The organism is uncultured Jatrophihabitans sp., from assembly GCF_964246335.1.
Classification (GTDB): Bacteria; Actinomycetota; Actinomycetes; order Mycobacteriales; family Jatrophihabitantaceae; genus Jatrophihabitans.
The window spans coordinates 36,971-60,846 of record NZ_CAXTQF010000015.1 but is presented as its reverse complement, the minus strand read 5'-3'; the positions used below and the strand labels follow the sequence as shown (position 1 = coordinate 60,846).

The window sequence follows — 23,876 nt, the reverse complement described above, 5'->3', positions numbered from 1 at the left end:
CCACCCGGCTGCCCGCCCCGACCGGGACGTTGGCCACGGCGATCGGCGACCCACCACGCACCCACGAGTCCGGCACACCGCGGCCGACGATCAGTGCGCCGTCCGAACGCTGCGCCACCAGGGAATCGAGGAGTACGAGGTTGGCGTTCGCGATGCCCCACGCGTGTGGTGCCGAGCCGTTGCCGGCGGCCGGGTGCGTGCCCGTCCACGGCGCGCCCGGGTTCGGGAACTGCTGGCTCTCCCACCACGCGTACGGCCCGCTCTGCCCCTTGTCGATCATGAACTGGTAGCCGAGGATGCCCTGGTCGCGGTGGTTCTGGCTGGCGAGTCCCCACTCGCCGTAGCCGGCGTTGTAGGCCGTGGAGAAGTAGTTGACCGGGTAGCCGCCGAGCGTGTTCGGCGGCAGCTTGCCGCGCAGCCGGCCGAAGCCGTAGCTGTATGTCGCGTCGATCAACGACACGCCGGGGCCGGTCAGTCGCGCCCCGAACAGGTAGCCGTCCACGGCCCACCGGCCGAACAGGAACGGTGCGCCCCAGTTCGCGTCCTCCGGGTTGCCGCACCGGTTGGCGGTGTTCGGCTGCACCATCGAGCACGGCAGGTAGGTCAGCTTGTACCTAGCGATCGTCGCGGTCAGCGTCTTGTTCACCGCGGCGAGCAGGCTGTCGTACTGGGTCGTCGCCCACCGGGCCTCGGCGGTGTCGCCGACCTGCTGTGCGAGGTACCGGTAGGTCGTGAGCCCGGTCAACGCCTCGTAGTTGTCGATCGTCCAGTAGCCGTTGGCGTCGATGTCGTTCGTCTGTTCCATGATCCCGCCGGGCCCGGTGCGCTGTGCCGCGATCGCGTGCGCGGTGTCCTTGATGCTCGGATCCTTCGCGCCGCCCGGCCCCTCGCTCGCGAAGTTCGACTTGACGTACGCGAGATCGCCGGTCTTCTGCAGGTACAGCGCCCATACCCACGGGTACGTCCAGACGCCGTCGCTGTACTGGCTCTGCGCGCCGACGACATGGCGTGCCCGGTCGAGCAGGCCGTGCGCGTTCTCGGTGTAACCCTGGTTGAACAGGTTGGCCAGGATGCCGATGACGTCATGGCTGAACTCGACGTCGTAGCCGTTGATGCCGGTCTTCAGCTCGGTGCCGGACCGGATGATCTGGGTGTAGACGAACCCGCTCTTGTAGGCGTCGACGAGGCGCTTGTCGGGCAGCTGCGTCGGCGTCGCGATGGCGGCGAGCTGGCCGCGCCAGAACGTGCGCATGTGCGTGTAGTGCGTGGCCCAGCCACCGGCCCCGGCGAGGGCGGCGCTGCTCGGCAGCGCATAGCTGTTGCCGAAGCGGTCGGTGGCCACCGCGTAGTCGTGGTCGACACTGCTGTGTGCGGGCACCGCGTCCGGCGCGCTGTGCAGCGGCACGAGTCCCGGGCTGGCCTGCGGGTCCACGGTGACGGCGTGCCCGGACGGGTTCTGCACCCGCACGCGGCTGTACACGACGACGTAGTCGTGGCCGCCGATCGTGACGCGATCACCGAAGTTGGTGATCGTGATGTGCGCGCCGTCGCGGTGGAAGTCGGTGACGAGCGCGGGCAGGTAGCCCTCGGCGTTGGTCCAGGTCGTGCGGCTGTTGTCGTACACGCCGTAGCCGTACGTCGTGCCCTGCACGGGTGTCGTGCTGCCGTCGCCGGGCGCGCCGGAGGTGATGACGAAGAAGCTGCCGCCGAGGCAGGCGACGACGCCCTGGCTGTTGCCGGCCCAGCCGATCAGCCCGGCGTCGCCGAAGCTGCCGTACACGGTCTGGCCGCCGGCCGGGCCGTTCGGCGCGCACGAGTACGGGGGAGCGGTGGCCGACGGCGCGGCAGCCGGGGCTGCCGATGCCGCGGCGTGCCGGGCCGTTCCGGGTGCAGTGGACGCGGTGGCCCTGCGCACGACGGCGGTGGTCAGCAGGGCACCGGCGGCGAGTGCGAGAGCGGCTCGCCCCGCGCGACCGGCAAGGGATGGACGGCGGACGCGCATGGCGACCCTCGATTCGACGGCACCGGTGAATCAGGCGTACCGGTCATACCGCGCGAATTCGTCACCCGTCAAGGAACGGAGCAGGTCGGTCAGGGCGCACGTCAGCTGCACGGGGCGCGCGACCGAGCGGTATGGGTGGTCCTCGACGAAACGCCAACTATCCGTCGCCGAAGCGACAGATAGTTGGCGTTGCTCGGCCACCGGTATGGCCGCCGACCGCGCCGAGGGCAGGGCGCCGACGCGCACAGCCGTGCCGCGTGTCCCGGGCTCAGGTGCGGGGCGCGCCCTCTTCGTCGAGGTCGTTGCTCTGCGAGTCGGGGTCGCTCTTCTCGCCGGCATCGTTCTTCTGCCCGACGTCGTCGTTCGGCTTGCCGCCCGGGTCGCCCTGCAACTTCTTCGGGTCGCCCTTCGTGCCGTCGGACATGATGTGCACGTCCGATTCGGAGGTCGACGCCGCGACCGCCATCGCGCCGAGCGAGACAGCGACGAGAATCTTCGCGCCCTTGATGGCCCAGTGCTGCTGACGCCGCTTCTCGATGCGGGCCGCGACGGCGTTCTGCACGCCGCCGGCGGCCGCACCTGCCAGAGACTTGACGTCGACCCTCACGGGAACGCCGGGACCATCTCGCGGCGGCGCTCGAGCTCGGCGCGCTCGGCCTCGCTGAACTCGAACGCACCGGGCTTGCGACGAGGCTTCCCGCCGGGGAAGGCCAGGCGCAGGATGGTGCGCTGCACGCCGCCCCACTGCTTGCGCATCGGCCCGGTGTTGTAGGGCAGTCCGTACTCCTCGCAGATCGCCTTCACCTTCGGCGCGATCTGCTGGTAGCGCGAGCTGGGCATGTCCGGGTACAGGTGGTGCTCGACCTGGAAGGACAGGTTGCCGCTCATGACGTGGAATGCTGGCGAGCCGCTGATGTTGGCGGCACCGATCAGCTGGCGGACGTACCAGGCGCCGCGCGACTCGTTCTCGACCTCGTCCTCGGTGAACACGAACGTCTGGTCCGGGAAGTGGCCGCAAAAGATGATCGCGTTGGACCAGACGTTGCGGACGATGTTGGCGGTGAAGTCGGCCCAGAACGCCGACTTGAAGCCCGCCTTGGCGTGCGTCGGGCCGGACGCCGCAGCGGACAGGCCCGGGTACACGAGGTAGTCCTTGACGATCTGGCGCAGGCCCTTGATGCCGATGGACTTGGCCTCGTCGTTGAACTGCTTGCGCGACTTCTGCCCCTTGTTGACGGCGCTGAAGTCGAGGTCGTGGACGGCGACGCCCCACTCGAAGAACGCCATCAGCAGCAGGTTGTAGAACGGCTGCAGCAGGAACGAGGGCTTCCACGGCTGGCGCGGGTCGATCCGCATGATCTCGTAGCCGACGTCCTTGTCCTTGCCGATGACGTTGGTGAAGGTGTGGTGCACGTAGTTATGGGAGTGCTTCCACGCCGCGGCCGGCGACGCCGTGTCCCAGTCCCAGGTGGAGGAGTGGATGTTCGGGTCGTTCATCCAGTCCCACTGGCCGTGCATGACGTTGTGGCCGATCTCCATGTTCTCCAGGATCTTGGCCACCGACAGGCCGGCGGTGCCGAGCAGCCATGCCGGCTTATACCGGGAGAACAGCAGGACCGCGCGCGACGCGGCGATGAGCCGGCGCTGCAGCTTGATCATGTTGCGGATGTAGTTCGCGTCGACGTCGCCGAGGTCGTTGAAGATCTCGTCGTGCAGCGCGTCGAACTTTTCGCCCAGCTCGGTGAGCTGGTCGTCGGTGAGCTTGTACAGCGGGTTCTCGGGGTTGTACGGGGTGTCGAAGGGTGGCTTCGGCATAGGGAATTGATCCTCTCGAAGTGATCTTCGGTTGGTCTGTGGGTCTACAGGTCGATCTCGACGTGCCCCTCGGGTGCGTTGATGCAGACGCGGACCATCTGTCCGCTGGCCTGCTCCACCGACCCGGTGCGCAGGTCGCGGACGGCGCCGTCACGCAACCGCCCGACGCAGGTGTGGCACACGCCCATCCGGCAGCCGAACGTCAGGTTCGCACCGGCGTTCTCGCCGCCGACGAGGATGGACTGGCCGGAGTCGCACTCGGCATCGCAGTCCGATACCCGGAAGTGGATGGTGCCGCCGGAACCCGAGCCGCCGCCGTTGCCGATCACCGGCTGGAAGCGCTCGGTGTGCAGGTGCTCGGAGCGGTCTTCCTTCTCGAACCGCTCCTCGACGCCGTCCATCATGTCCTTCGGGCCGGACAGGAAGACCTCACGCTCGCGCCAGTCGGGGCACAGGTCGTCGAGCTGGTCGGGCTCGAAGCGCGGCATGTTCGCGGTGTGGATCTCCTTGAGCTGGTACTCGGAGCGGCGCTCGGCCAGGCCGCGCAGCATCCCGCCGAAGATCATGTCCGTCTCGCTGCGCGAGCTGTGAATGTGTATCGCGTCGTCGAAGCCGTCGCGGCGGTCGAGGTCGCGCAACATGCTCATGATCGGCGTGATGCCACTGCCGCCGGAGATGAACAGCAGCTTGGCCGGCAACGGGTCGGGCAGGGTGAACTCGCCCTCGACCTCGCCGAGGTACACGCGCTGGCCCACCTGGACCTGCTGGACGAACACCGGCGACATCTTGCCGCCCTCGGTGTGCTTGACCGTGACGCTGACGACGCCTTCGGGGTGCTTCGGATCCGAGGTGATGGTGTAGGCCCGCCAGTGCCGCACGCCGTCGATCTCCATGCCCAGGCGCATGTACTGGCCTGGGGTGTGCCCGGGCCAGTCGAAGTCGGGCTTGACGACGACGGTGGCGGCGTGGCCGTGCTGGCGCACGACGCGCACGACCGTGCCGGTGGTCTCGCGCGTCGACCAGGTCGGCTTGACCAGCGCGAAGTAGTCGTCGGGCAGCAGGGGGTTGGTCATGACCCGGCCGATCCGGGTCACCTGGCGGCGTACGAACGACACCTTCGGCGTGGCGCCGGTTTCGACCATGTCTCTCCTCGCAGGCTGCCGTCCGTCAATGACCAAACTAACCAGTTTCAGTGCACAACTGTCAACTGAACCCGTGACGTTCCCCGCGCCTGTGGTGCTCGGAACAGTACCGATTATCGGCCGGAATAGGCTTCGCGCACCAGCACCAGCTCGGACGGAGATCGCCATGACGACTGCCGGTGACAAGCTCGTGTACGGCTTTGCCGAGGGCAATCGGGACATGCGGGACTTACTCGGCGGCAAGGGCGCCAACCTGGCCGAGATGACGAACCTCGGCCTGCCGGTGCCGCCGGGGTTCACGATCACCACCGAGGCGTGCCGGGCGTACCTGCGCAGCGGCCGGCAGCCGGCGGAGCTGGACGCGCAGGTCAGCGAGCACCTGACCGTGCTCGAGCAGGCCATGGGCAAGAAGCTGGGCCAGTCCGACGACCCGCTGCTGGTGTCGGTGCGCTCCGGCGCGAAGTTCTCGATGCCGGGAATGATGGAGACCGTCCTCAACATCGGGCTGAACGATCAATCGGTGCGCGGGCTCGCGGCCCAGGCGGCGAACGAGCGCTTCGCGTTCGACTCCTACCGTCGGCTGATCCAGATGTTCGGCAAGACCGTGCTCGGCATCGACGGCGAGCACTTCGAGGACGCCATCGACGCCGCGAAGGACGCCAAGGGCACGCACAACGATCTCGACCTCGACGCGGAGGATCTGCGCAAGCTCGTCGAGACTTTCAAGGACGTGGTGGTCGAGCAGGCCGGCCGGCCGTTCCCGCAGGAACCGCGCGAGCAGATGGACCTCGCGGTCCGGGCGGTCTTCGACTCGTGGAACACCCCACGGGCGGTGGTCTACCGACGCCAGGAGCGCATCCCCGGTGATCTCGGCACCGCCGTCAGCGTGGTGGCGATGGTTTTCGGCAACCTGGACATGCAGTCGGGCACCGGCGTGGCGTTCACGCGCGACCCGGCCAGCGGCGCCCAGGGCATCTACGGCGACTACCTGCAGAACGCGCAGGGCGAGGACGTGGTTGCCGGCATCCGCAACACGGTGCCACTCGCCGAGTTGGAGGAGATCGACAAAAGCTCCTACGACGAGCTGCTGCAGATCATGAAGAAGCTGGAGGAGCACTACCGCGATCTCTGCGACATCGAGTTCACGATCGAGCGCGGCAAGTTGTGGATGCTGCAGACCCGGGTCGGCAAGCGCACCGCCGGCGCGGCGTTCCGGATCGCGACGCAGCTGGTCGACCAAGGGCTCATCGACATGGACGAGGCGGTCTCGCGGGTCACCGGTGCGCAGCTCGCGCAGCTGATGTTCCCGCGCTTCGACGATAAGGCGTCCCGGACGAAGATCGCGCAGGGCATGAACGCCTCGCCCGGCGCCGCGGTCGGGCGCGTCGTGTTCGACTCCGAGACGGCTACCCGCTGGGCACGTTCGGGCGACGACGTCATCCTCGTGCGCCGTGAGACGAACCCGGACGACCTCAACGGCATGATCGCCGCCAAGGGCATTCTGACCTCGCGCGGCGGCAAGACCTCGCACGCTGCCGTGGTGGCGCGAGGCATGGGCAAGACGTGCGTGTGCGGCGCGGAATCGGTGGTCGTGGACACCCGCAACCGGACGCTGCGGGCCAAGGGCACCGAGCTGCGCGAGGGCGACGTCATCTCCATCGACGGCACCACGGGCGAGGTGTTCGCCGGAGCGGTGCCGGTGGTCGACTCACCGGTCGTGCGCTACTTCGAGGACGGCGCGGTCGAGGAGTCCGACGACCTGGTCGTGGCGGTGGACCGGATCATGCGGCACGCGGACGGCGCCCGGCGCATGGTCGTGCGGGCCAACGCCGACACCGCCGAGGATGCGGCGCGCGCGCGGCGTTTCGGCGCGCAGGGCATCGGCCTGTGCCGCACCGAGCACATGTTCCTCGGCGACCGCCGCAAGCTCGTCGAGCGGTTGATCCTGGCCGAGGACGACGGCACGCGCGAGAAGCAGCTCGACGAGCTGTTGCCGCTGCAGCGTGAGGACTTCGTCGGCGTCCTCGAGGCGATGGACGGCCTGCCGGTGACGATCCGGCTGCTGGACCCGCCGCTGCACGAGTTCCTGCCGGACATCACCGAGCTGTCGGTACGCGTCGCCGTGGCCGAGGCCAAGGGCGAGCCGCGGGAGAACGACCTGCGGATGCTGCAGGCGGTGCACCGGCTGCACGAGCAGAACCCGATGCTCGGGCTGCGTGGTGTGCGCCTCGGCGTCGTGATTCCCGGCCTGTTCGAGATGCAGTCGCGGGCGATCCTCGAGGCGGCCGCTGCACGCATCGACGCCGGCGGTGTGCCGCGTGTGGAGATCATGGTGCCGTTGGTGGCGAACGTGCAGGAGTTCGAGACCGTCAAGCACAACATCATCCAGGTGGCGCGCGAGGTGCGCGCGAGTACAGGTGTGCACCTGGAGTTCCTCGTCGGCACGATGATCGAACTGCCGCGCGCGGCCCTGACCGCGGACCAGATCGCCGACGCCGCGGAATTCTTTTCCTTCGGCACCAACGACCTCACCCAGACCACGTGGGGGTTCTCCCGCGACGACGTGGAGGCTGCGTTCTTCTCCGCGTACCTCGAACAGGGCATCTTCGGCATCAGCCCGTTCGAGAGCCTCGACGTCGAAGGCGTGGGGGAGCTGGTGGCCATCGCCGTCGAGAAGGGCCGGTCCCGGCGCCCCGGCCTCAAGCTCGGTGTCTGCGGCGAACACGGTGGCGACCCGGACTCGGTGCACTTCTTCGACCGCGTCGGGCTCGACTACGTGTCGTGCTCGCCGTTCCGCGTCCCGGTCGCCCGCTTGGAGGCCGGTCGGGCAGTGCCGCCGGCATGAGCATCGCGTTCCTGATCACGCCACCGTCGACGGCGACACCGACCTGCTGCACGGCGCACGTTCTCGATCAGCTACGTCGCGCGCGTGAACGAGCGGCATAGGGCTGTCCGGCGAGACGCCAACTATCTTTCGCCGAGCCGAAAGATAGTTGGCGTTTCTGCGGGGAGCCGTACAGCAGCCGGCTGCATCCCGCGTGGTCGCCTCCGCCGCCGACTGCCGTCTACCGCAGCGCGGTGTACACAGCGGCGAGGTCGTCGCCGCCGTGGCCGCCCTCGGACGCGGCGTCGAACAGGCCCTTGACAGCCTCGATCACCGAGGCATCGACGTCGTTGTCGTGGAATGCGTCGACGATGAGCGCGAGATCCTTGCGGCCGCCGTCCAGCCCGAAGGCGGGCGTGAAGTCACCGTCGATCATCGCGCCGCCCTTGAGCTGGGCGTACGGGGTGTCGGCCGCGCCGCCCTCGATCGCCTGCAGGAACAGCTGCGGGTCCAGCCCGAAGGCGCTGGTCAACGCCACCGACTGCGCCGTCGCCGCGGTGATGGACGTGATCCACGCGTTGCAGGCCAGCTTGAGGGCGCTGCTGTCGCCGAGGCGCTCGCCGGCCACGACGGTCTTGGCGCCGACGGCGTCGAGCACCGGCCGGACCCGCTCGATCGATCCCGGGTCGCCGGACACCAGCGGCACGAGCTTGCCGTCCTCGGCGGGCTGTTTGGTGCCGAGCATCGGCGCGTCGAGCAGGTGGACGTCGTCACCCACGTGCTGCGCGATCCGCCTGATGCCGTCCGGCCCGACGGTGGCCGACTGCAGCCACACAGCGTCGCGGCCCAGCGCGCCGGTCAACTCGTCCACGATGTCGAGCACGGCGTCGACGTCGAAGAGCATGGTGATCACCGCGTCCGCGCCCGAAACGGCGGCTGCGACCGAGTCGGCGACCTCGACCCCGTCGTCGGCGAGCGGCTGCGCCTTCTCCGGTGTCCGGTTCCAGGCGCTGACGTCGAGCCCCTCGCGCTTCATCGATCGGGCCATGCCCGCGCCCATCGTGCCGGTCCCCAAGATCGCAACGCGCACGCTGCCCGTCCTTTCGACTCGTTTGGTCGTTCATCTGCGTTTTGACCCGTTCCGCGTGCGGCTAACCCGTACGAACTCCGGGTGGGACCCGAGTAGATTCCCGGACGTGTTCCGCCGACGACCGCGCGCCGATACCGACTCGATGCTGACGTCGCGCCGGCACGAGCCGGGCGGCTCCACGCTCGTGCGCCCGACGGTCGCGCTGATCCAGCAGCTTTTGGACGAGTACGGCCTGCTGCACACCCTGGACGAGGACGGTGATCTGCTCGTCCGCTGGGAGAAGTGCAGCATCTACTTCTTCTTCTATGGCGAGCGCCGTGAGGTGTTGCAGGCACGGCTCTACCTGCACCGGCGCTTCGACGTCGAGAGCCGCACCGCCCTTGCGCTGCTGCTCGACGAGTGGAACCGCACGAAGCTGTTCCCCAAGGCGTTCACGATGCTGCCCGACGACGGCCAGGTGCACATCTGCGCGGAGCACTGCTACGACTACGAGAACGGCGCGACGCGCGCGCAGCTGAAGTACGCGGTGGGGGTGTGGGTCGAGACCCTGCTCCGGTTCGCCGACTGGGTCGACGATCAGCTCTGAGGCGCGCCCGCTCGCGGTCTACGACGCGCACGACCGCGCGCGGCTGGTCGACGAGGCGCCCAAACGCGCCGGCGCGCAGCCCGGCTCGCTCGAGCGCGACGACTTCGCCCGGGACCGCGCCCGGGTGCTGCACTCCTACGCGTTCCGGCGGCTTGCGGACAAGACGCAGGTCGTCGTCCCGGGTGAGGACGACTTCCCGCGCACCCGGCTGACGCATTCGCTGGAGGTCGCGCAGATCGGCCGGGAGATCGCTGTCGCGTTGGGCTGCGACGCCGACGTGGTCGACACCGCGGGGCTCGCGCACGACATCGGCCACCCGCCGTTCGGGCACAACGGCGAGGCTGCACTGGACGCCGTGGCGCAGGAGTGCGGTGGCTTCGAGGCGAACGCCCAGACACTGCGGGTGTTGACCCGGCTCGAGTCGAAGGTCCTGCACGACGACGGCTCGCCGGCCGGGCTCAACCTGACCCGCGCGACGCTCGACGCCACCTGCAAGTACCCATGGCCGCGGCACGGCGGCACCGGCAAGTTCGGCGTCTTCGACGAGGACACCGACGCGTTCGCCTGGCTGCGGGACGGGGCGCCGGCCGAGCGCCGCTGCCTGGAGGCGCAGGTCATGGACTGGGCCGACGACGTCGCCTACTCGGTGCACGACGTCGAGGACGGCGTGCACGCCGGCTGGATCCGGGTGGCCGCGCTCGACGCGGCGGAACGGCAGACGCTGTGCGAGGTGGCGGCCGGGGCGTACTCGCCGCTGCCTGCCGAAGAGCTGGCACCGGTGCTCGACGCCCTGCTCGCGCTGCCCACCCTGCGCGACCTCGGCGACTACGACGGCTCGTACCACGCGCAGGCGGCGGCCAAGCGCGCGACGAGCGAGTTGACCGGCCGGCTCGCCGGCGCGGCGGTCCGCGCGACGCGGGACGCGCACGGCGGCGGCCCGCTGCACCGGTACGCGGCCGACCTCGTCGTCCCCGCGCAGATCGTCGCCGAGTGCGCCCTGCTCAAGGCGATGGCCGCCCGGTTCGTGATGCGCCGGCCCGGGACCCCCGAGCGCCAGCAGCGGCAGCGGACGCTGCTGACCGAGCTGGTCGAGGCGGTGCACGCCGGCGCCCCGGCCACCCTGGACCGCGGGCTCGCCCCGGCGTGGCTGGCCGCCGACGCCGACCCGGCGCGGCTGCGGGTGGTCATCGACCAGGTGGCGCAGCTGACCGACAGCGCCGCCGTTGCGCGGCACGGCGCGCTGTGTCGATGACCTGCTGACACCGTCCGCTGTGGACGGCGGCACGGGCCGGGCGGCGCTGCCTAGAATCGGCCGGGTGGCGGGACGCATCCGAGACGAGGACATCAGCCTCGTCCGGGAGAAGTCGAACATCGCCGACGTGATCGGCGAGCACGTCCAGCTGCGCAACGCCGGCGGCGGCAACCTCAAGGGCATCTGCCCGTTCCACGAGGAGAAGTCGCCGTCGTTCAACGTCACGCCCGCCCGAGGGCTGTTCTACTGCTTCGGCTGCGGCGCCGGCGGCGACATCATCAAGTTCATGCAGGACGTCGAACACCTCGATTTCAGTGACGCGGTCGAGCGGCTGGCCGCGCGGGCCGGCGTGCAACTGCGTTACGTCGACGGCGGGGGCCCGACGCCGGATCGGCACCGCGGCCAGCGGCAGCGGCTGATCGACGCCCACCGCGCCGCGGCCGCCTGGTACAGCGAGCAGCTCGGCGGCGCGGAGGCCGAGCCCGCGCGCGGCTTCCTGCGCGAGCGCGGGTTCGACACTGTCGTGGCCGCACGCTACGGCTGCGGGTACGCGCCGTCCGGGTGGGACGCGCTGACCCGGCACCTGCTCGAGCAGCGGTTCACGCCGCAGGAGCTGACGCTGGCCGGGCTGTCGCGCGAGGGCGGCCGTGGTGGGCTGATCGACCGCTTCCACCGGCGGCTGCTGTGGCCGATCCGCGACATCAGCGGCGACGTCGTCGGTTTCGGCGCGCGCCGGCTGTACGACGACGACCGCGTCGAGGCCAAGTACCTGAACACCCCCGAGACGCCGATCTACAAGAAGAGCCAGCTGCTCTACGGCATGGACATGGCCAAGCGCGACGTCGCCCGTCAGCACCGGGTCGTGATCGTCGAGGGCTACACCGACGTGATGGCCTGCCATCTGGCCGGCGTCACGACGGCAGTGGCGACCTGCGGCACGGCGTTCGGCGGCGACCACGTGTCGTTGCTGCGCCGGTTGCTGATGGATTCGGATTCCAGCCGCGGCGAAGTGATCTTCACCTTCGACGGTGACGCCGCGGGCATGCGGGCCGCCGAGCGGGCGTTCGCCGACGACCAGAAGTTCATGTCCTACACGTTCGTCGCGGTGGAGCCGAACGGGCTCGACCCGTGCGACCTGCGGCAGAAGTCCGGCGACGTCGCGGTGCTCGACCTCGTCGCCGGGCGAATCCCACTCGTCGAGTTCATGCTGCGCAACACCGTCGGCCGGTTCGACCTGGACACCGCCGAGGGCCGGGCGGCCGCGGCGGACGCCGGCATCCCGCTCGTCGCGCAGATCAAGGACCGCGGCATCCGGGACAACACCGCCGTGCGTCTCGCCGGGCTGATCGGCTTCTGGGGCAGTTCGGACGAGGAGAAGCGCATCGTCGACCGCGTGCGCGCCTACGCCCGTACCGGCGACAAGCGCGAGGTCGAGGCCCAGCAGCCGCAACGGCCGGCGCGCACGAAGCCGGACGTCGACGAAGCGGTCGCCGCTGTCGAGCGCGAGGTGTTGAAGGTCGCGCTGCAACTGCCCGCCGTCGCCGGTCCGGAGTTCGACGCGCTGGAGCCCGAGGCGTTCCTCGTCGAGCGGTATCGCCAAGTGCGCCGCGCCATCGGTGAGGTCGGCGGCACCGCTTCGGCCGTCACCGGGCCGGCGTGGCCCGAACGCGTGCAGTCGCAACTCGGCGACGAGCGGATCAAGCGCGGGGTGCACGCGCTCGCGGTCGAGCCGCTGCCCGCCGGCGCGATCGGCGATGAGCGGTACGCGTCGTTCGTGCTCGCGCGGATGCTGTCCAACGTCACCGGCCGGCAGATCAACGCCATCAAGGGCAAGCTGCAGCGCATCAACCCGCAGGAACGCCCGGACGACCACGCGCGGTTGTTCGGTGAGCTGATCGCGTTGGAGAGCTACCACCGCGGGCTGCGTGAACGCGCCAACGGCAGTCCGTGATGCGTTCGCTCCGCCGTCGCGAACAGCCGCCCCAGGCGCTGACGATGCACCTCGACAAGCACGAACGCGTGCTGTCCTGGGCCGACGTCGATGACGACACCGTCGTGGCCGCGACGTCGCGCGGCATCTGGTGGCCGGACGCCGAGGGCTACCGGCTGATCGCGTGGCAGTACGTCGACAAGGCGACGTGGCGCGACGGATGGCTGCGGGTGATCGAGGCAGACGTCGTCGACGACGAACTGCTGGTGGACCGGCCCGCGGTGAGCGTGGCGCTGGCAACGCCGCGCGACCTCCCGCCGACCGTGCGCAAGCGCGTCGAGGCCAACATCGTCGGACGTGAGCTGCTGGAATTCGGCGGGGGAGCGGTGCGCTTCGTCGCGCGCCGCCGGCCCGGTCGCGACGGCGTCACCTGGTGGGCGCACCTCGAGCCAGGCACCCGCGACACCGACGCGCTGCGCTCCGCGGTCCGGGCGCGGCTCGCGATCCTGCGCGCGGGCTGACGCCTAGCGCCTGGTGTGGTTCTGCCTGCCGGTCAACCGGTCGGTGATCGCCTGCTTCGCGCGCACCTTGCTGCGGTCGACCTGGCCCTGGGCCACGCCGGCCACCGACTGCACCGTCTGGCTGCCCGCGACGCGTCGGGCGACACGCACAATCTGCTCGTAGCGCTCCTGCCCGGCTCGTGCACCGAGCACGTAACCCGCGGCGCCGTAGACGAGGCTGGACAGCTTCACGTCGATCTCCACTGACGGCGGCCCACCGGACGGGCGACGCTGATCCGGCCAGCCTAGCCGCAGCGAAACAGGTGCCCCGGGTGGGATATCGTGTCCCTGCCGCCCGCGCAGGCGGCGGCGCACGGCAATCCCCCGTAGCTCAATTGGCAGAGCATTCGACTGTTAATCGAAGGGTTACTGGTTCGAGTCCAGTCGGGGGAGCAAAGAACCTGGGGATGGCTGACCGCGGTTCAGGTCGCGACGGCTCGGTACGGTGCCGCCGCACTCTTCGGTCGTCGCCCGGTCGTTCAGTCTTCGGGGATGGTGCGTTCGGCGATGTCCTTGCGCATCGGGCCGTCCGGGTCGGGGCCGTTGCGCTCGCCGGTGTCCAGACCGTCGAGCGCGGTCATCTGCTGGTCGGTGAGTTCGAAGTCGAACACGTCGAAGTTCTGCGCGATTCGGCCCGGATTGGTCGACTTCGGGATCGCCGAGCGGCCGTGCTGCAGCTGCCAGCGCAACAGCACCTGCGCCGGGCTCTTGCCGGTCGCACCCGCGATGGAGGTCACGGTGTCGTCTTCCAGGACGTTCGTGCGGTGCTCACCCCAGCCCGGGTAGAAGGTGATGCCACCAATGGGCGACCAGGCCTGGGTGAGGATGCCGTGCTCGGCATTCACCGCCTGCACGTCCGGTTGGGAGAAATAGGGATGGCACTCGATCTGGTTGACGGCGGGCACGATCTCGGTGCGCGCGAGCAGGTTGTCGAGGTGATGGCGCATGAAGTTGCTGACCCCGATCGCGCGGACCTTTCCGTCGGCCAGCAGCCGCTCGAGTGCGTTGTAGGCGCCCACCGTCTGGTCGAAGCGGTCCGGCGCCGGCTGGTGCAGGATCAGCAGGTCGACGGTGTCGAATCCCAGCTTGCGCGTGGCCTTGTCGAAGGCGTGCAGCGTCTCGTCGTAGCCGTAGTCGCTGACCCAGATCTTGGTCTCGAGGAACACCTCGTCCCGGTCGACGCCGGAGTTGCGGATGCCTTCGCCGACCTGGCGTTCGTTGCCGTAGGCGGCGGCGGTGTCGATGTGCCGGTAGCCGACCTTCAGCGCGGCCTCGACCGCGGCCGAGGTCTCCTCGGGCGGGCTCTGGTAGACGCCCAGCCCGATCGGGGGCAGGGTGACGCCGTTGTTCAGGGTGAGTTCGTTGGTCATGGTCTCGACGCTAGGAGCCCGCCGCCGATCCTGCGAGGTACAGCCGTTACCCCCCCCGCGTGCAGGTGCGAGACTTCCGTGCCGCACACCGGTCAGGATTGCCGCGCAGCAGCCGATGGGTGGGGGCAGGACTTCGTCGAGGCAGCGACCGGCCGGCTACCCCACCCCCTGCCCTTGGGCGCGCCTCGACGAAGCCCGCCAACCAAAACTTCCGCCGAATGTGCTTACACGGAATTTACTCTGGGCATAACAATCCACGAAGTGGCGGTGCCGACCTGGGGATGCATCCACAGGATGCCACCGCGGGGGGCGATGTCCGGGTCGGCACCGCCACGCTCATCACCACCGCACGCGATGTCGTGTGCGGTTCATCTGCATGTTCACGACACGTCGCCCGGCTTGTGCAGGCTCTCTCGCAGTTCATCGACGCGAAGGAGTCCTCCGTGCCCACTGTCGACCGCCGCCGGTTTCTGCAACTGACGGGCGGGGCAACCGCTGCGTCCATGCTGTCCGCGCCGATCGCGCGCGCCGCGTCCATCCCGGCGCACCGCGAGCACGGCTCGATCCGCGATGTCGAACACATCGTGGTGCTGATGCAGGAGAACCGCTCGTTCGACCACTACTTCGGCACGATGCGCGGCGTCCGCGGTTTCGGCGATCCGCACCCGGCCACGCTGCCGAGCGGCAAGTCCGTCTTCCACCAGTCCGACGGCACGAAGGACGTCCTGCCGTTCCGGCCCGACATGGACGACCTGGGCCTGGCGTTCATCCAGGACCTCGACCACGGCTGGGAAGGCGGCCACGCGGCCTTCAACGCCGGCAACTACGACAAGTGGGTGCCGGTCAAGTCGAGCACCACGATGGCCCATCTCGAGCGCCGCGACATGCCCTTCCATTACGCACTTGCCGACGCGTTCACCATCTGCGACAGCTACCACTGCTCGTTGCTCGGCCCCACCGACCCCAACCGGTACTACATGTGGACGGGGTGGGTCGGCAACGACCACAAGGGCGGCGGCCCGGTCATCGCGAACGACGAGAAGGGTTACAGCTGGCAGACCTACCCGGAGCGGCTGCAGGCGGCCGGCGTCTCCTGGAAGGTCTATCAGGACGTCGGCGCCGGCCTCGACGCAGCCGATTACTGGGGCTGGGGGAGTGACGCGTACATCGGCAACTACGGCGACAACTCGCTGCTGTACTTCACGCAGTACCAGAACTCCAAGCCGGGCAGCGCGCTGTACGAGCGAGCGTTGCGGGGCACCGACGTCAAGACCTCCGGCCTGTTCTTCGACCAGCTGCGCGCCGACGTCCGCGGTGGCACGTTGCCGCAGGTCTCGTACGTCGTGGCGCCGGAGGCGTTCACCGAACACCCGAACTGGCCGGCGAACTACGGCGCCTGGTACGTCTCGCAGGTGCTGGACGCGCTCACCTCCGATCCCGACGTCTGGTCCAAGACGGCGCTGCTGATCAACTTCGACGAGAACGACGGCTTCTTCGACCACGTCGTCCCCGCGTACCCGAACGTCGGCACGCTGCCGGGAGCGTCGACGGTCTCGACCGAGAACGAGTTCTTCGACGGCACGACGACGACTCCCGGCGGGTCCGTCGGGACACCCGGGCCGTACGGACTCGGCCAGCGGGTGCCGCTGCTGGTCGTCTCGCCGTGGAGCACCGGCGGCTGGGTCTGTTCCGAGACCTTCGACCACACCTCGGTGATCCGGTTCATCGAGGCGCGCTTCGGCGTGCACGAGCCGCAGATCACCCCGTGGCGCCGCGCCGTGGCCGGTGACCTGACCTCGGCGTTCGACTTCGGTCGCCGGCGCACTCGCACGCCCGACCTGCCGTCCACCGCCGCCTACAAACCGAAGGACGACCAACGGCACCCCGACTACGTGCCGACACCGCCGGCGCAGGGGCGCCTTCCGCGTCAGGAGCACGGGGTGCGTCCGTCGCGCTCGCTCGGCTACCGGCTCGCTGCCGACGGCATGCTCGACGGGTTCGCGTTGCGCCTGTCCTTCGTGAACGGCGGCCGGTTGGGCGCGAACTTCCAGGTGCGCCCGCGCGCGCAGGCACCGTCCAGCTACACGGTCGGCGCCGGTCACCGGCTGGGCGCCGAGGTGCCCGTCGCCGGACCGTACGACGTGGAGCTGCACGGCCCCAACGGGTTCTTCCGGCGCTTCGCGGGGACGGCAGCCAAACACTCGGTCGAGGTCGCGGCCGAGCAGGACGCCAACACACACCGGCTGCTGTTGCAGCTGAGCAACCCGACGTCGTCGGCCCAGACCCTGGAGTTCGCCGACGCCTACCGCTCGCGCACGCGCTCCCTCCGACTCGAACCGCGCAGCCAGCACCGCGTCGAGCTGGACACCGGTGACGCAGGCGGGTGGTACGACGTGACGATCACGGTGCGCGGCGACACCGGGTACCTGCGTCAGCTCGCAGGCCGACTCGACAACGGCGGGCCGGCGATCAGCGATCCCCAGCTCGGCCGGTAACCCCAGCACCGCTCGCCCCGCCGCGCACTAGGTTCGGTTCGTGGTGTGCCGCGTCGGGGTCCAGCTGCCCGAAGTCGAACGTGCGGTGCCGTGGCCGGAGGTGGCGGCCATGGCTCGGGCAGCCGAGCACGCCGGGCTGGACTCGATCTGGCTCGGTGATCACCTGCTCTACGACCTGCCCGGCGGGCAGGTGCGCGGGCCGTGGGAGGTGTGGACAGCGCTCGCCGCGCTGGCCGCCGTGACCGAACGCGTCGAGCTGGGGCCACTGGTGGCCTCGACGAGCTTCCATGCGCCGGCGATGCTCGCCAAGCTCGCCGCCACGGTGGACGCGATCTCGGGCGGCCGGTTAGTCCTCGGCCTCGGGGCCGGCTGGAACCAGCGCGAGTACACCGCGTACGGCTTCCCGTACGACAACCGGGTGTCCCGCTTCGAGGAGGCGTTCACGATCATCCGCGAGCTCGTGCGTACCGGCGCGAGCACGGTGCACGGCCGCTACTACGACGTCACCGATTGCGTGCTGGACCCCCGACCGGTGCGGCCCGGCGGTCCGCCGCTCATGTTGGGGTCGATCGGCCCGCGGATGATGCGCATCGCGTTGCCGCACGTCGATTCCTGGAACGTGTGGTGGAGCGATTACGGCAACAGCGCGGACGGTTTCGCCGCGGTGCGCAACCGGGTCGAGCAAGCGGCCGCGGAGGCGGGCCGTGCGCCCGGCGAGGTGGAAGCGACGGCTGCGGTGTTCGTGCAGCTGCCCGGCGGCGAAGGCCGGTTGATGGGGGAGCCCTACGACGAGCGCACCCCTGACCCGGTGCCGGTGGCCGACCTCGCCACGCACCTGCAGGCGATGACCGCCGCCGGGGCGGCGCACGTTCAACTCGTCCTCGACCCGATCACGATCGAGTCGGTCGAGACCGTCGGCGAGGTCGTGCGCGAGCTGCGCGAGGGTTGACCGTCAGCGCGACGCCGGGTCAGCGTGCGAGGGCACCCATCGGGTCCCACGCGGGCAGCACGACGGGCTCGCTGTCCAGCTGGTCGCGCAGGTCGGGTGGCAGCGCGTCACGGCGCACCGCGGTCTCGAACACGTGCTCGGCGAACCATGAGTCGTTCATGGTCCAGAAGCCCTTGTCCGCCTTCTCGTCACCCCAACTGTTCTCCACCCGCCAGCGCAGTGGGACGCCGTCGGCGACGTCGACGCCGGTGAGCAGCATCGCGTGGGTCATCGCTGCCGCCTGGTGCAGCAACCGGTCGGCCTTGTCCAGCTCCGTGGTGTGCCGGTAGAGGCTGTCGTAGTCGTAGAGCGACGCGTCCCAGACTCCCTGTTCCGCGTCGTACATCTGCGCGACGTCGCAGCCGAACCACACGGGTTCGCCGCCCACGATGCTGTCCATGGCCAGCTGCTTGAGCACGCCGATCTCGACATTCAGATAGGTCACGGCCGGAGCGCCGACGACGTTGCCGAGCGCTTCGACGGTGTAGGTCCGCCCGACCGGGTTCTGCGCGCGCGGGTCGTGGACGATGCAGACGTAGTCGTCGATGGGCAGCGTGACGTAGCGCTCGGCGAACTGCGCCGGCGTCAAGGTGCCGTCGCGGTGGAACACCTTCTCGTCGTCACGCCACTGCCAGACGAACTGCTCGGGCGGAGTGCCCAGGTGCAGCGACAGCATCCGGTGCACCACAGCGAGGGACTCCGCCTTGCGAGCGGCGAGGTCTTCGGCCGAAGCGCCGTTCGCCGCCAGGCGACGCAGGTCGCGGCCGGCCTGGCGCAGCACGGCGGCCAGGTCCCGGTTGAGCGGTGCGGTGTTGGACGACGAGAACGTCTCCGGCATGGCGGATTTCGGGACGAGACCGTGCTTGCGCACGAGGGCCACGAACATGTTCCACTGCCCGCCGTCCTCGGCGGGGGAGCGCATCAGGTGCGCGACCGTGCGGTCGTCCACATCGCGGTCGGCGGTGGCCAGCACCTGCTCGAGCCAGAAATTGGCCTTCTCGAGCCGGTCCCAGAACTGCACGTAGCTCTGCGAGAACTCGAAGTCCTTGACGCCCAGCTTGTTCGCCACGCCCACCCGGAGCAGGTTGAGGCCTGCGAACATCCAGCAGCGCCCGCTCTTCTTCTGGTTCGTCACCGCCCAGTCGTCGAGCTGGTGCGACACGGAGCGGTCCACGGACACCGCGATGCGATGGTCCAGCGCAACCTCGTCGACCTTCGTGCGGGTCAGCGCGTTCTGCAGCAGATGATTGGCGGGGTCGGCGTCGAATTCCTTGGCCAGCTGTTCCAACCGCGCTGCGTCCAGCTCGTGCGTCACCGAGACCTCCCGTGCTCCGTCGTTGAACTGCCAACGCTAGCGCCGCCCCGGGGTATCTGCGCCCGGGCATACGACGACACGGGGCCGCACCGGATCGGTGCGGCCCCTGGCGTCGATCTACCGGTTCTGCAGGCGGTGCAGATCGGTCTCGCTCATCCGCAGATGCATCTGAGCCACCGGCAGATACGCACGCGCGTAGCGCAGGACGTTGCGCCTCGAGCCGTTTTTGAGCTCGGACTTCGTCGCCGCGATCGACGTCTTGTGGCCGGCGACCTGGTCCTTGAAGTACGTGAGGGCGACGTGCGACGGAACCGCCCGTAGCGCAGCCGCGACCTTCTGCTGCGCGGCGTTCGGCGCGCTCGGCAGCACGACGCCGTCCTTGCGGGCCACCGACTTGACCTCCTGCTCGGCCTTGCGGTGGTCGCGGATGGTCACGCGGGCGAGCTCGCGTGCGCGCGGACCGTCCGAACGACGCAACACGATCTTGCCCAGGGTGATCTCGGCCAGATTGACCTGCTCGTTGGACTTGAGGAACGCGGTGTCGGACTTGTTCAGTCGAGCCGACGCGTGGGTCGGCGACGCGCCGGCCGTGGCTGCGCCGGTGAGTGACAGACCGCAGGCGGCGAGCATCGCGGCGGTGATCTTGCTGGTTCTGTTCATGGTGCCTCCGTGGCAACAGCGAGCAGGCGGGGGGGAAGCTCGCAGGAAAACCGGTGGGCGCTGGCTCGACCCACAGTGCGTCGATACCCGATTTGTCCGTTTCGCATGCTCGCGAGGTGCGAACCGACGACGATGTCCCGGTGGGCGACGAACTGCAGTTCCGGCGGGAGCGGGTGGCCGGGTGTGGCCGCGCACGTCATGACCGTCGACTCGCGGGCGTGGCCCGACGGCCGGCTTCGGCCGATTCGTCCAGCGCGGTCCGGCACTGCTCGAGGGCCGTCCGCAGGGCCGTCGCCTCGGCCCGGTCCAGCCCGCGCAGCATCTGCGCCTCGATCGCTGCCGCCGGCGCGCGATACGTCTGCAGCAGGTGTTCGCCGGCGCGGGTCAGTGACAGCGCGAGCCGGCGGGCGTCGGCCGGATCGCGGCGGCGCTCGATCAGTCCGCGGGCGGACAACGTCGTGACCATGTCCGCCATGCTCTGCGCGGTCACGAACGACCGCCGCGCGAGCTGGGCGGAGCTGAGGTCGGGATGATCGGCCAGCACGGTCAGCGCGGTGTACTGCAGCGCGGTCAGCCCGTCGGGACGCACCATGTCGTCCAGGCGTGCCCGGACGGCGAGTTCGACCTGTTTCATCAGGTACAGCAGCGTCGGGCGCGGCGCGGCCCGTGCCATCAGCGCAGTCCGAGCACTCGCGCCGCGGTGAGCTTGCGGATTCGCGGCTGCACCTCGTCCGGCCAACCCAGTTCGGCAGCGTCGGCCAGCCAGCGCTGCGGCGTGATGAGCGGATAGTCGCTGCCGAACATCACCTTGTCGCGCAGGATGCCGCCGGCGGCGCGCACGAGTTCGGGCGGGAAGTACTTCGGCCGCCACCCGGACAGGTCGACGAACACGTTCGCCTTGTGCGTCGCCATGGAGATCGCTTCTGCCTGCCAGGGCACCGACGGATGCGCGAGGATCACCGTCAGCTGCGGGAAATCGGCGGCGATGTCGTCGAGCAGCAGGGGATCGGAGTAGCGCAGCTTGATGCCGCGGCCGCCGGGCAGGCCGGCGCCGATCCCGTTCTGGCCGGTGTGGAACAGGGCGGGCACGCCCAATTCCTCGAGCCGGGACCATAACGGCCGAAATTGCGGCTCGTTCGGCGCGAAGCCCTGCAGGCTCGGGTGAAATTTGAAACCCTGCACGCCGTAGTCCCGCACGAGGCGCGTCGCCTGCTCGACGGCCGGCGCACCGCGCAGCGGGTCCACCGACCCGAACGGGATGAGCACGTCGTTGTGCCGCGCGCACTGCTGCGCGATCTCCTCACTGGACACCGGAGGACGGCCGAGGTTGGTCTGCGCGTCGACGGTGAACACCACGGCCGCCATGCCGGCGTCGCGGTACGTGGCGGCCAGGTCGTCCACCGTCGGGGTGCGGTTGGCGACAGCGCGGAAGTATGCCGACGACGCCTCGAGCAGCTCGTCGTCGAGCGCGCGATGCCCATGGGCGTCGGCTTCGACATGCACGTGGACGTCGATCGCCGCGACGGCGTCCACGTCCACCGCAGGGGTGTACGCCGGTGTCGCGGTCACGAGTACTCCTTACGCAGCTGGGTCTTGCGGATCTTGCCGGAGCCGTTGTGCGGCAACTCGGCGACCACGATCACCGACTTCGGGATCTTGTAACGCGCCAGCCGGCCGTCCAGGTTGGCGAGCAGGCTCTGCTCGTCCGCGTCCGAACCGGGCGCCAGGGTCAGAATGGCCCGGCCCACCTCACCCCAGTGCGGGTCGGGCACGCCGATGACGGCGCACTCGGCCACCGCGGGGTCGGCGAGCATCGCCTGCTCCACCTCGGCCGGGTACACGTTCTCGCCGCCGGACACGAACATGTCCTTCAGCCGGTCGACGATGCGTACGTACCCGTCGTCGCCGACGGTTGCGAGGTCACCTGAGCGCAGCCATCCGTCGGCGGTGAACGCGTCGGCGGTCGCCTGCTCGTTGCGCCAGTAGCCGGCGGACACGTTGGGTCCGCTGATCTGCACCTCGCCCGGCTCGCCCCCGCTGACCGGTGTGCCGTCGAGATCGACGACGCGGGTGTCGGCGAAGAACACCGCGGCACCCGCCGAGCCGATGCCGCGCTCGGCGTCCTCGCGGCGCAGCATGGTCGCGCCCGGCGACGTCTCGGTCATGCCGAAGCCCTGGATCAGCGGCACGCCACGTCCGGCCCACAAACGCAGGACGGTGTCCGGCACGGACGCGCCGCCGGTCAGCGCCGAACGCAGCGAGCTCAGGTCGGCGCCGTCGAAGCCCGGCACCGCCGCGAGCGCGAGGTACATCGACGTCACGCCGAACAGCAGCGTGACCCGTCGTTGCTCGATGAGCTGCAGCGCATGCTCGGGGTCGAAGCGGGCCTCGATCAGTGCCGTGCCGCCCTTGAACAGCGTCGGGAAGAGCACCTGGTTCAGGGCCGCTGTGTGGAACAGCGGCGCGGTGACCAGCGAGATCTCGTCAGTGGCGACGTCGACGTCGCCGAGCAGGTTCATGACGTTCCACGTGACGTTGCCGTGGCTGAGCTGCACCCCCTTGGGCCGGCCGCTCGTGCCCGACGTGTACTGGATCATGAACGCGTCGTCCAGGCCGATCGGCTCGTCGAGCGGCGGCCCGTCGACGTCCGCTGCCAGCGGCACCTGCACCGTGGCGCACGGCATGCCGGCGGCGACGTCGCCGGACTCGGGTGAGTGCAGCAGCAGCACCGGTTCCGCGTCCTGCAGAACGTAGGCGAGTTCGGGGGGCGCCAGCCGGGTGTTCAACGGTACGAAAACGGCGCCCAGCCGCGCCGTCGCGAGCATGGCGACGACCAATTCGACGCTGTTGGCGCCGAGGTAGGCGACGCGATCGTTGCGGTGCACCTCGCGTCGGCGCAGGTCGCGTGCGGCAGCGTCGATCAGCGCGGCCAGCTCGCCGTAGGAGACGCTGCGCGCGCCGTCCACCAGCGCGGTCTTGCCGGCGCTCGTGCGCGCCCGGCGCGCCGGCCACGAACCAAGACCGTGGTCGCGCATCAGCCGGTGACCTTCGGCGCGTTCCCGGCGAGGAACTCGCGCATCCGCTGCTTGGCATCGTCGGTGCTCTGCGCGACCGCGGCTGTCAGTGCCTCCAGCAGATAGCCCTCGCGCGGGTTCGCTTCGGCGATCCGCGGCAGCGCCTGCAGCACGGCATAGACCGTCTGCGGCGCCACCCGGGCCATCCGACGCGCCAGGTCCAGTGCGGTCGAGGACGCCGATCCCGCGGCGACGACGTACTGGCTCAGGCCGGCCGCCAGCCCCTCCTGTGCGTCCAGGCGGCGCCCGGTCAGCATCAGGTCGAGCACGCGGGCCGTCCCGATGAGTCGCGGCAGCCGCACCGATCCGCCGCCGCCGAGAAAGATCCCGCGCTGCCCCTCGGGCAGGGCGTAGAAGGCGGTCTCGTCGGCCACTCGGATGTGGCAGGCCGCGGCGAGTTCCAGGCCGCCGCCGATCACCGCTCCGCGCAGCGCCGCCACCACCGGCACCGGCCCGCTTTCGATCGCGTCGAGCGCGCGGTGCCACATGCGCGAGTGCCGCACTCCGGCGAAGGCGTCGTGTTCGGACATCTCGTTGAGATCGAGACCCGCGCAGAAGTGCGGGCCTTCGGCGTCCACCACTACGGCGCGCGTCGTGTCCGCGAGCTCGGCGAAGACGCGTTCGATGCCGAGGACGGTCTCGTCGTCGAGGGCGTTGCGCTTGTGCGGACGCCGCAACGTCAGCACCAACACGCCGTCGTCGAGGCGAACCGACAGGGACTCGGGCAGTTCACCGGCGGACATGCGACGACCTCCATAATCATCAGGAATCCT

At 69.8% G+C, this 23,876-nt stretch carries 18 protein-coding genes, 1 tRNA gene and 2 pseudogenes; 8 read left to right on the top strand and 13 right to left on the bottom strand.

What is annotated here, in order from left to right; translation table 11 throughout:
• The 4 genes and pseudogenes from ACFFCN_RS06910 to ACFFCN_RS06895 form a co-directional block, all read right to left on the bottom strand.
• Window positions 1-2,002: pseudogene (locus ACFFCN_RS06910) on the bottom strand (sugar-binding protein); the annotation flags it as partial.
• 268 nt (window positions 2,003-2,270) lie between these two features.
• Window positions 2,271-2,609 (bottom strand): hypothetical protein, encoded by a 339-nt coding sequence (locus ACFFCN_RS06905; RefSeq protein ID WP_375490405.1) that lies wholly within the window; start codon window positions 2,607-2,609, stop codon window positions 2,271-2,273.
• Entirely contained in the window at window positions 2,606-3,817 is a 1,212-nt protein-coding gene (locus tag ACFFCN_RS06900) for a fatty acid desaturase family protein (RefSeq protein ID WP_375490404.1), read from the bottom strand. The genes ACFFCN_RS06905 and ACFFCN_RS06900 overlap by 4 nt, the downstream gene beginning before the upstream one ends.
• 44 nt (window positions 3,818-3,861) lie before the next feature.
• Entirely contained in the window at window positions 3,862-4,959 is a 1,098-nt protein-coding gene (locus ACFFCN_RS06895) for a ferredoxin reductase (protein WP_375490403.1), read from the bottom strand.
• Between the two features lie 166 nt (window positions 4,960-5,125).
• Between ACFFCN_RS06895 and ppdK the strand changes: the two genes are divergently transcribed.
• Window positions 5,126-7,804 (top strand): pyruvate, phosphate dikinase, encoded by a 2,679-nt coding sequence (gene ppdK, locus ACFFCN_RS06890; protein ID WP_375490402.1) that lies wholly within the window; start codon window positions 5,126-5,128, stop codon window positions 7,802-7,804.
• 220 nt (window positions 7,805-8,024) lie between these two features.
• Here ppdK and ACFFCN_RS06885 read toward each other — a convergent pair.
• Window positions 8,025-8,885: pseudogene (locus ACFFCN_RS06885) on the bottom strand (NAD(P)-dependent oxidoreductase); the annotation flags it as partial.
• 94 nt (window positions 8,886-8,979) lie between these two features.
• On the opposite strand from ACFFCN_RS06885, the gene ACFFCN_RS06880 reads away from it, so the two are divergent.
• The 4 genes from ACFFCN_RS06880 to ACFFCN_RS06865 all read left to right on the top strand — a co-directional run bounded on the left by ACFFCN_RS06880 (window position 8,980) and on the right by ACFFCN_RS06865 (window position 13,162).
• Window positions 8,980-9,459: a YbjN domain-containing protein gene (locus ACFFCN_RS06880; protein ID WP_375490401.1), complete on the top strand. Its 480-nt coding sequence runs from the start codon at window positions 8,980-8,982 to the stop codon at window positions 9,457-9,459.
• Entirely contained in the window at window positions 9,449-10,711 is a 1,263-nt protein-coding gene (locus tag ACFFCN_RS06875) for a deoxyguanosinetriphosphate triphosphohydrolase (protein ID WP_375490409.1), read from the top strand. The genes ACFFCN_RS06880 and ACFFCN_RS06875 overlap by 11 nt, the downstream gene beginning before the upstream one ends.
• A gap of 64 nt (window positions 10,712-10,775) precedes the next feature.
• A complete protein-coding gene (dnaG, locus tag ACFFCN_RS06870) occupies window positions 10,776-12,662 on the top strand; it encodes a DNA primase (RefSeq protein ID WP_375490400.1) in 1,887 nt (628 codons plus the stop codon).
• Window positions 12,662-13,162, top strand: a complete 501-nt coding sequence (locus ACFFCN_RS06865) for a hypothetical protein (protein WP_375490399.1) — start codon at window positions 12,662-12,664, stop codon at window positions 13,160-13,162. The genes dnaG and ACFFCN_RS06865 overlap by 1 nt, the downstream gene beginning before the upstream one ends.
• 3 nt (window positions 13,163-13,165) lie before the next feature.
• Here the strand turns inward: ACFFCN_RS06865 and ACFFCN_RS06860 are convergent, their stop codons facing one another.
• Window positions 13,166-13,393: a hypothetical protein gene (locus tag ACFFCN_RS06860; RefSeq protein ID WP_375490398.1), complete on the bottom strand. Its 228-nt coding sequence runs from the start codon at window positions 13,391-13,393 to the stop codon at window positions 13,166-13,168.
• A gap of 128 nt (window positions 13,394-13,521) precedes the next feature.
• Here ACFFCN_RS06860 and ACFFCN_RS06855 point away from each other — a divergent pair.
• Window positions 13,522-13,594: transfer RNA gene (locus ACFFCN_RS06855), tRNA-Asn, on the top strand.
• Between the two features lie 86 nt (window positions 13,595-13,680).
• On the opposite strand, the gene ACFFCN_RS06850 is transcribed toward ACFFCN_RS06855, so the two are convergent.
• Window positions 13,681-14,571, bottom strand: coding sequence for an aldo/keto reductase (locus ACFFCN_RS06850; protein WP_375490397.1), 891 nt, complete (start codon window positions 14,569-14,571; stop codon window positions 13,681-13,683).
• Window positions 14,572-15,014: 443 nt separating this feature from the next.
• Here ACFFCN_RS06850 and ACFFCN_RS06845 point away from each other — a divergent pair, with 443 nt between their 5' ends.
• The gene (locus ACFFCN_RS06845; RefSeq protein ID WP_375490396.1) at window positions 15,015-17,066 is read left to right on the top strand and encodes a phosphocholine-specific phospholipase C; all 2,052 of its coding nucleotides are present in this window, start codon (window positions 15,015-15,017) and stop codon (window positions 17,064-17,066) included.
• A gap of 40 nt (window positions 17,067-17,106) precedes the next feature.
• Window positions 17,107-18,015, top strand: a complete 909-nt coding sequence (locus ACFFCN_RS06840) for an LLM class flavin-dependent oxidoreductase (protein WP_375490395.1) — start codon at window positions 17,107-17,109, stop codon at window positions 18,013-18,015.
• Window positions 18,016-18,034: 19 nt separating this feature from the next.
• Here ACFFCN_RS06840 and ACFFCN_RS06835 read toward each other — a convergent pair whose 3' ends face one another.
• The 6 genes from ACFFCN_RS06835 to ACFFCN_RS06810 all read right to left on the bottom strand — a co-directional run bounded on the left by ACFFCN_RS06835 (window position 18,035) and on the right by ACFFCN_RS06810 (window position 23,846).
• On the bottom strand, window positions 18,035-19,369 hold the full coding sequence (locus ACFFCN_RS06835; protein ID WP_375490394.1) for an aminopeptidase C: 1,335 nt from the start codon (window positions 19,367-19,369) through the stop codon (window positions 18,035-18,037).
• Window positions 19,370-19,486: 117 nt separating this feature from the next.
• Window positions 19,487-20,029, bottom strand: coding sequence for a DUF4142 domain-containing protein (locus ACFFCN_RS06830; RefSeq protein ID WP_375490393.1), 543 nt, complete (start codon window positions 20,027-20,029; stop codon window positions 19,487-19,489).
• A 196-nt stretch (window positions 20,030-20,225) separates the two neighbouring features.
• The gene (locus tag ACFFCN_RS06825) at window positions 20,226-20,702 is read right to left on the bottom strand and encodes a MarR family winged helix-turn-helix transcriptional regulator (RefSeq protein ID WP_375490392.1); all 477 of its coding nucleotides are present in this window, start codon (window positions 20,700-20,702) and stop codon (window positions 20,226-20,228) included.
• Window positions 20,702-21,598 carry an amidohydrolase family protein gene (locus tag ACFFCN_RS06820; RefSeq protein WP_375490391.1) on the bottom strand — a complete coding sequence of 299 codons (897 nt, stop codon included), beginning with the start codon at window positions 21,596-21,598 and terminating at the stop codon, window positions 20,702-20,704. The genes ACFFCN_RS06825 and ACFFCN_RS06820 overlap by 1 nt, the downstream gene beginning before the upstream one ends.
• Window positions 21,595-23,064 carry a long-chain fatty acid--CoA ligase gene (locus ACFFCN_RS06815; protein WP_375490390.1) on the bottom strand — a complete coding sequence of 490 codons (1,470 nt, stop codon included), beginning with the start codon at window positions 23,062-23,064 and terminating at the stop codon, window positions 21,595-21,597. Before ACFFCN_RS06815 ends, ACFFCN_RS06820 begins: the two co-directional genes overlap by 4 nt.
• On the bottom strand, window positions 23,064-23,846 hold the full coding sequence (locus tag ACFFCN_RS06810; RefSeq protein ID WP_375490389.1) for a crotonase/enoyl-CoA hydratase family protein: 783 nt from the start codon (window positions 23,844-23,846) through the stop codon (window positions 23,064-23,066). Before ACFFCN_RS06810 ends, ACFFCN_RS06815 begins: the two co-directional genes overlap by 1 nt.
• Window positions 23,847-23,876 lie beyond the last annotated feature (30 nt).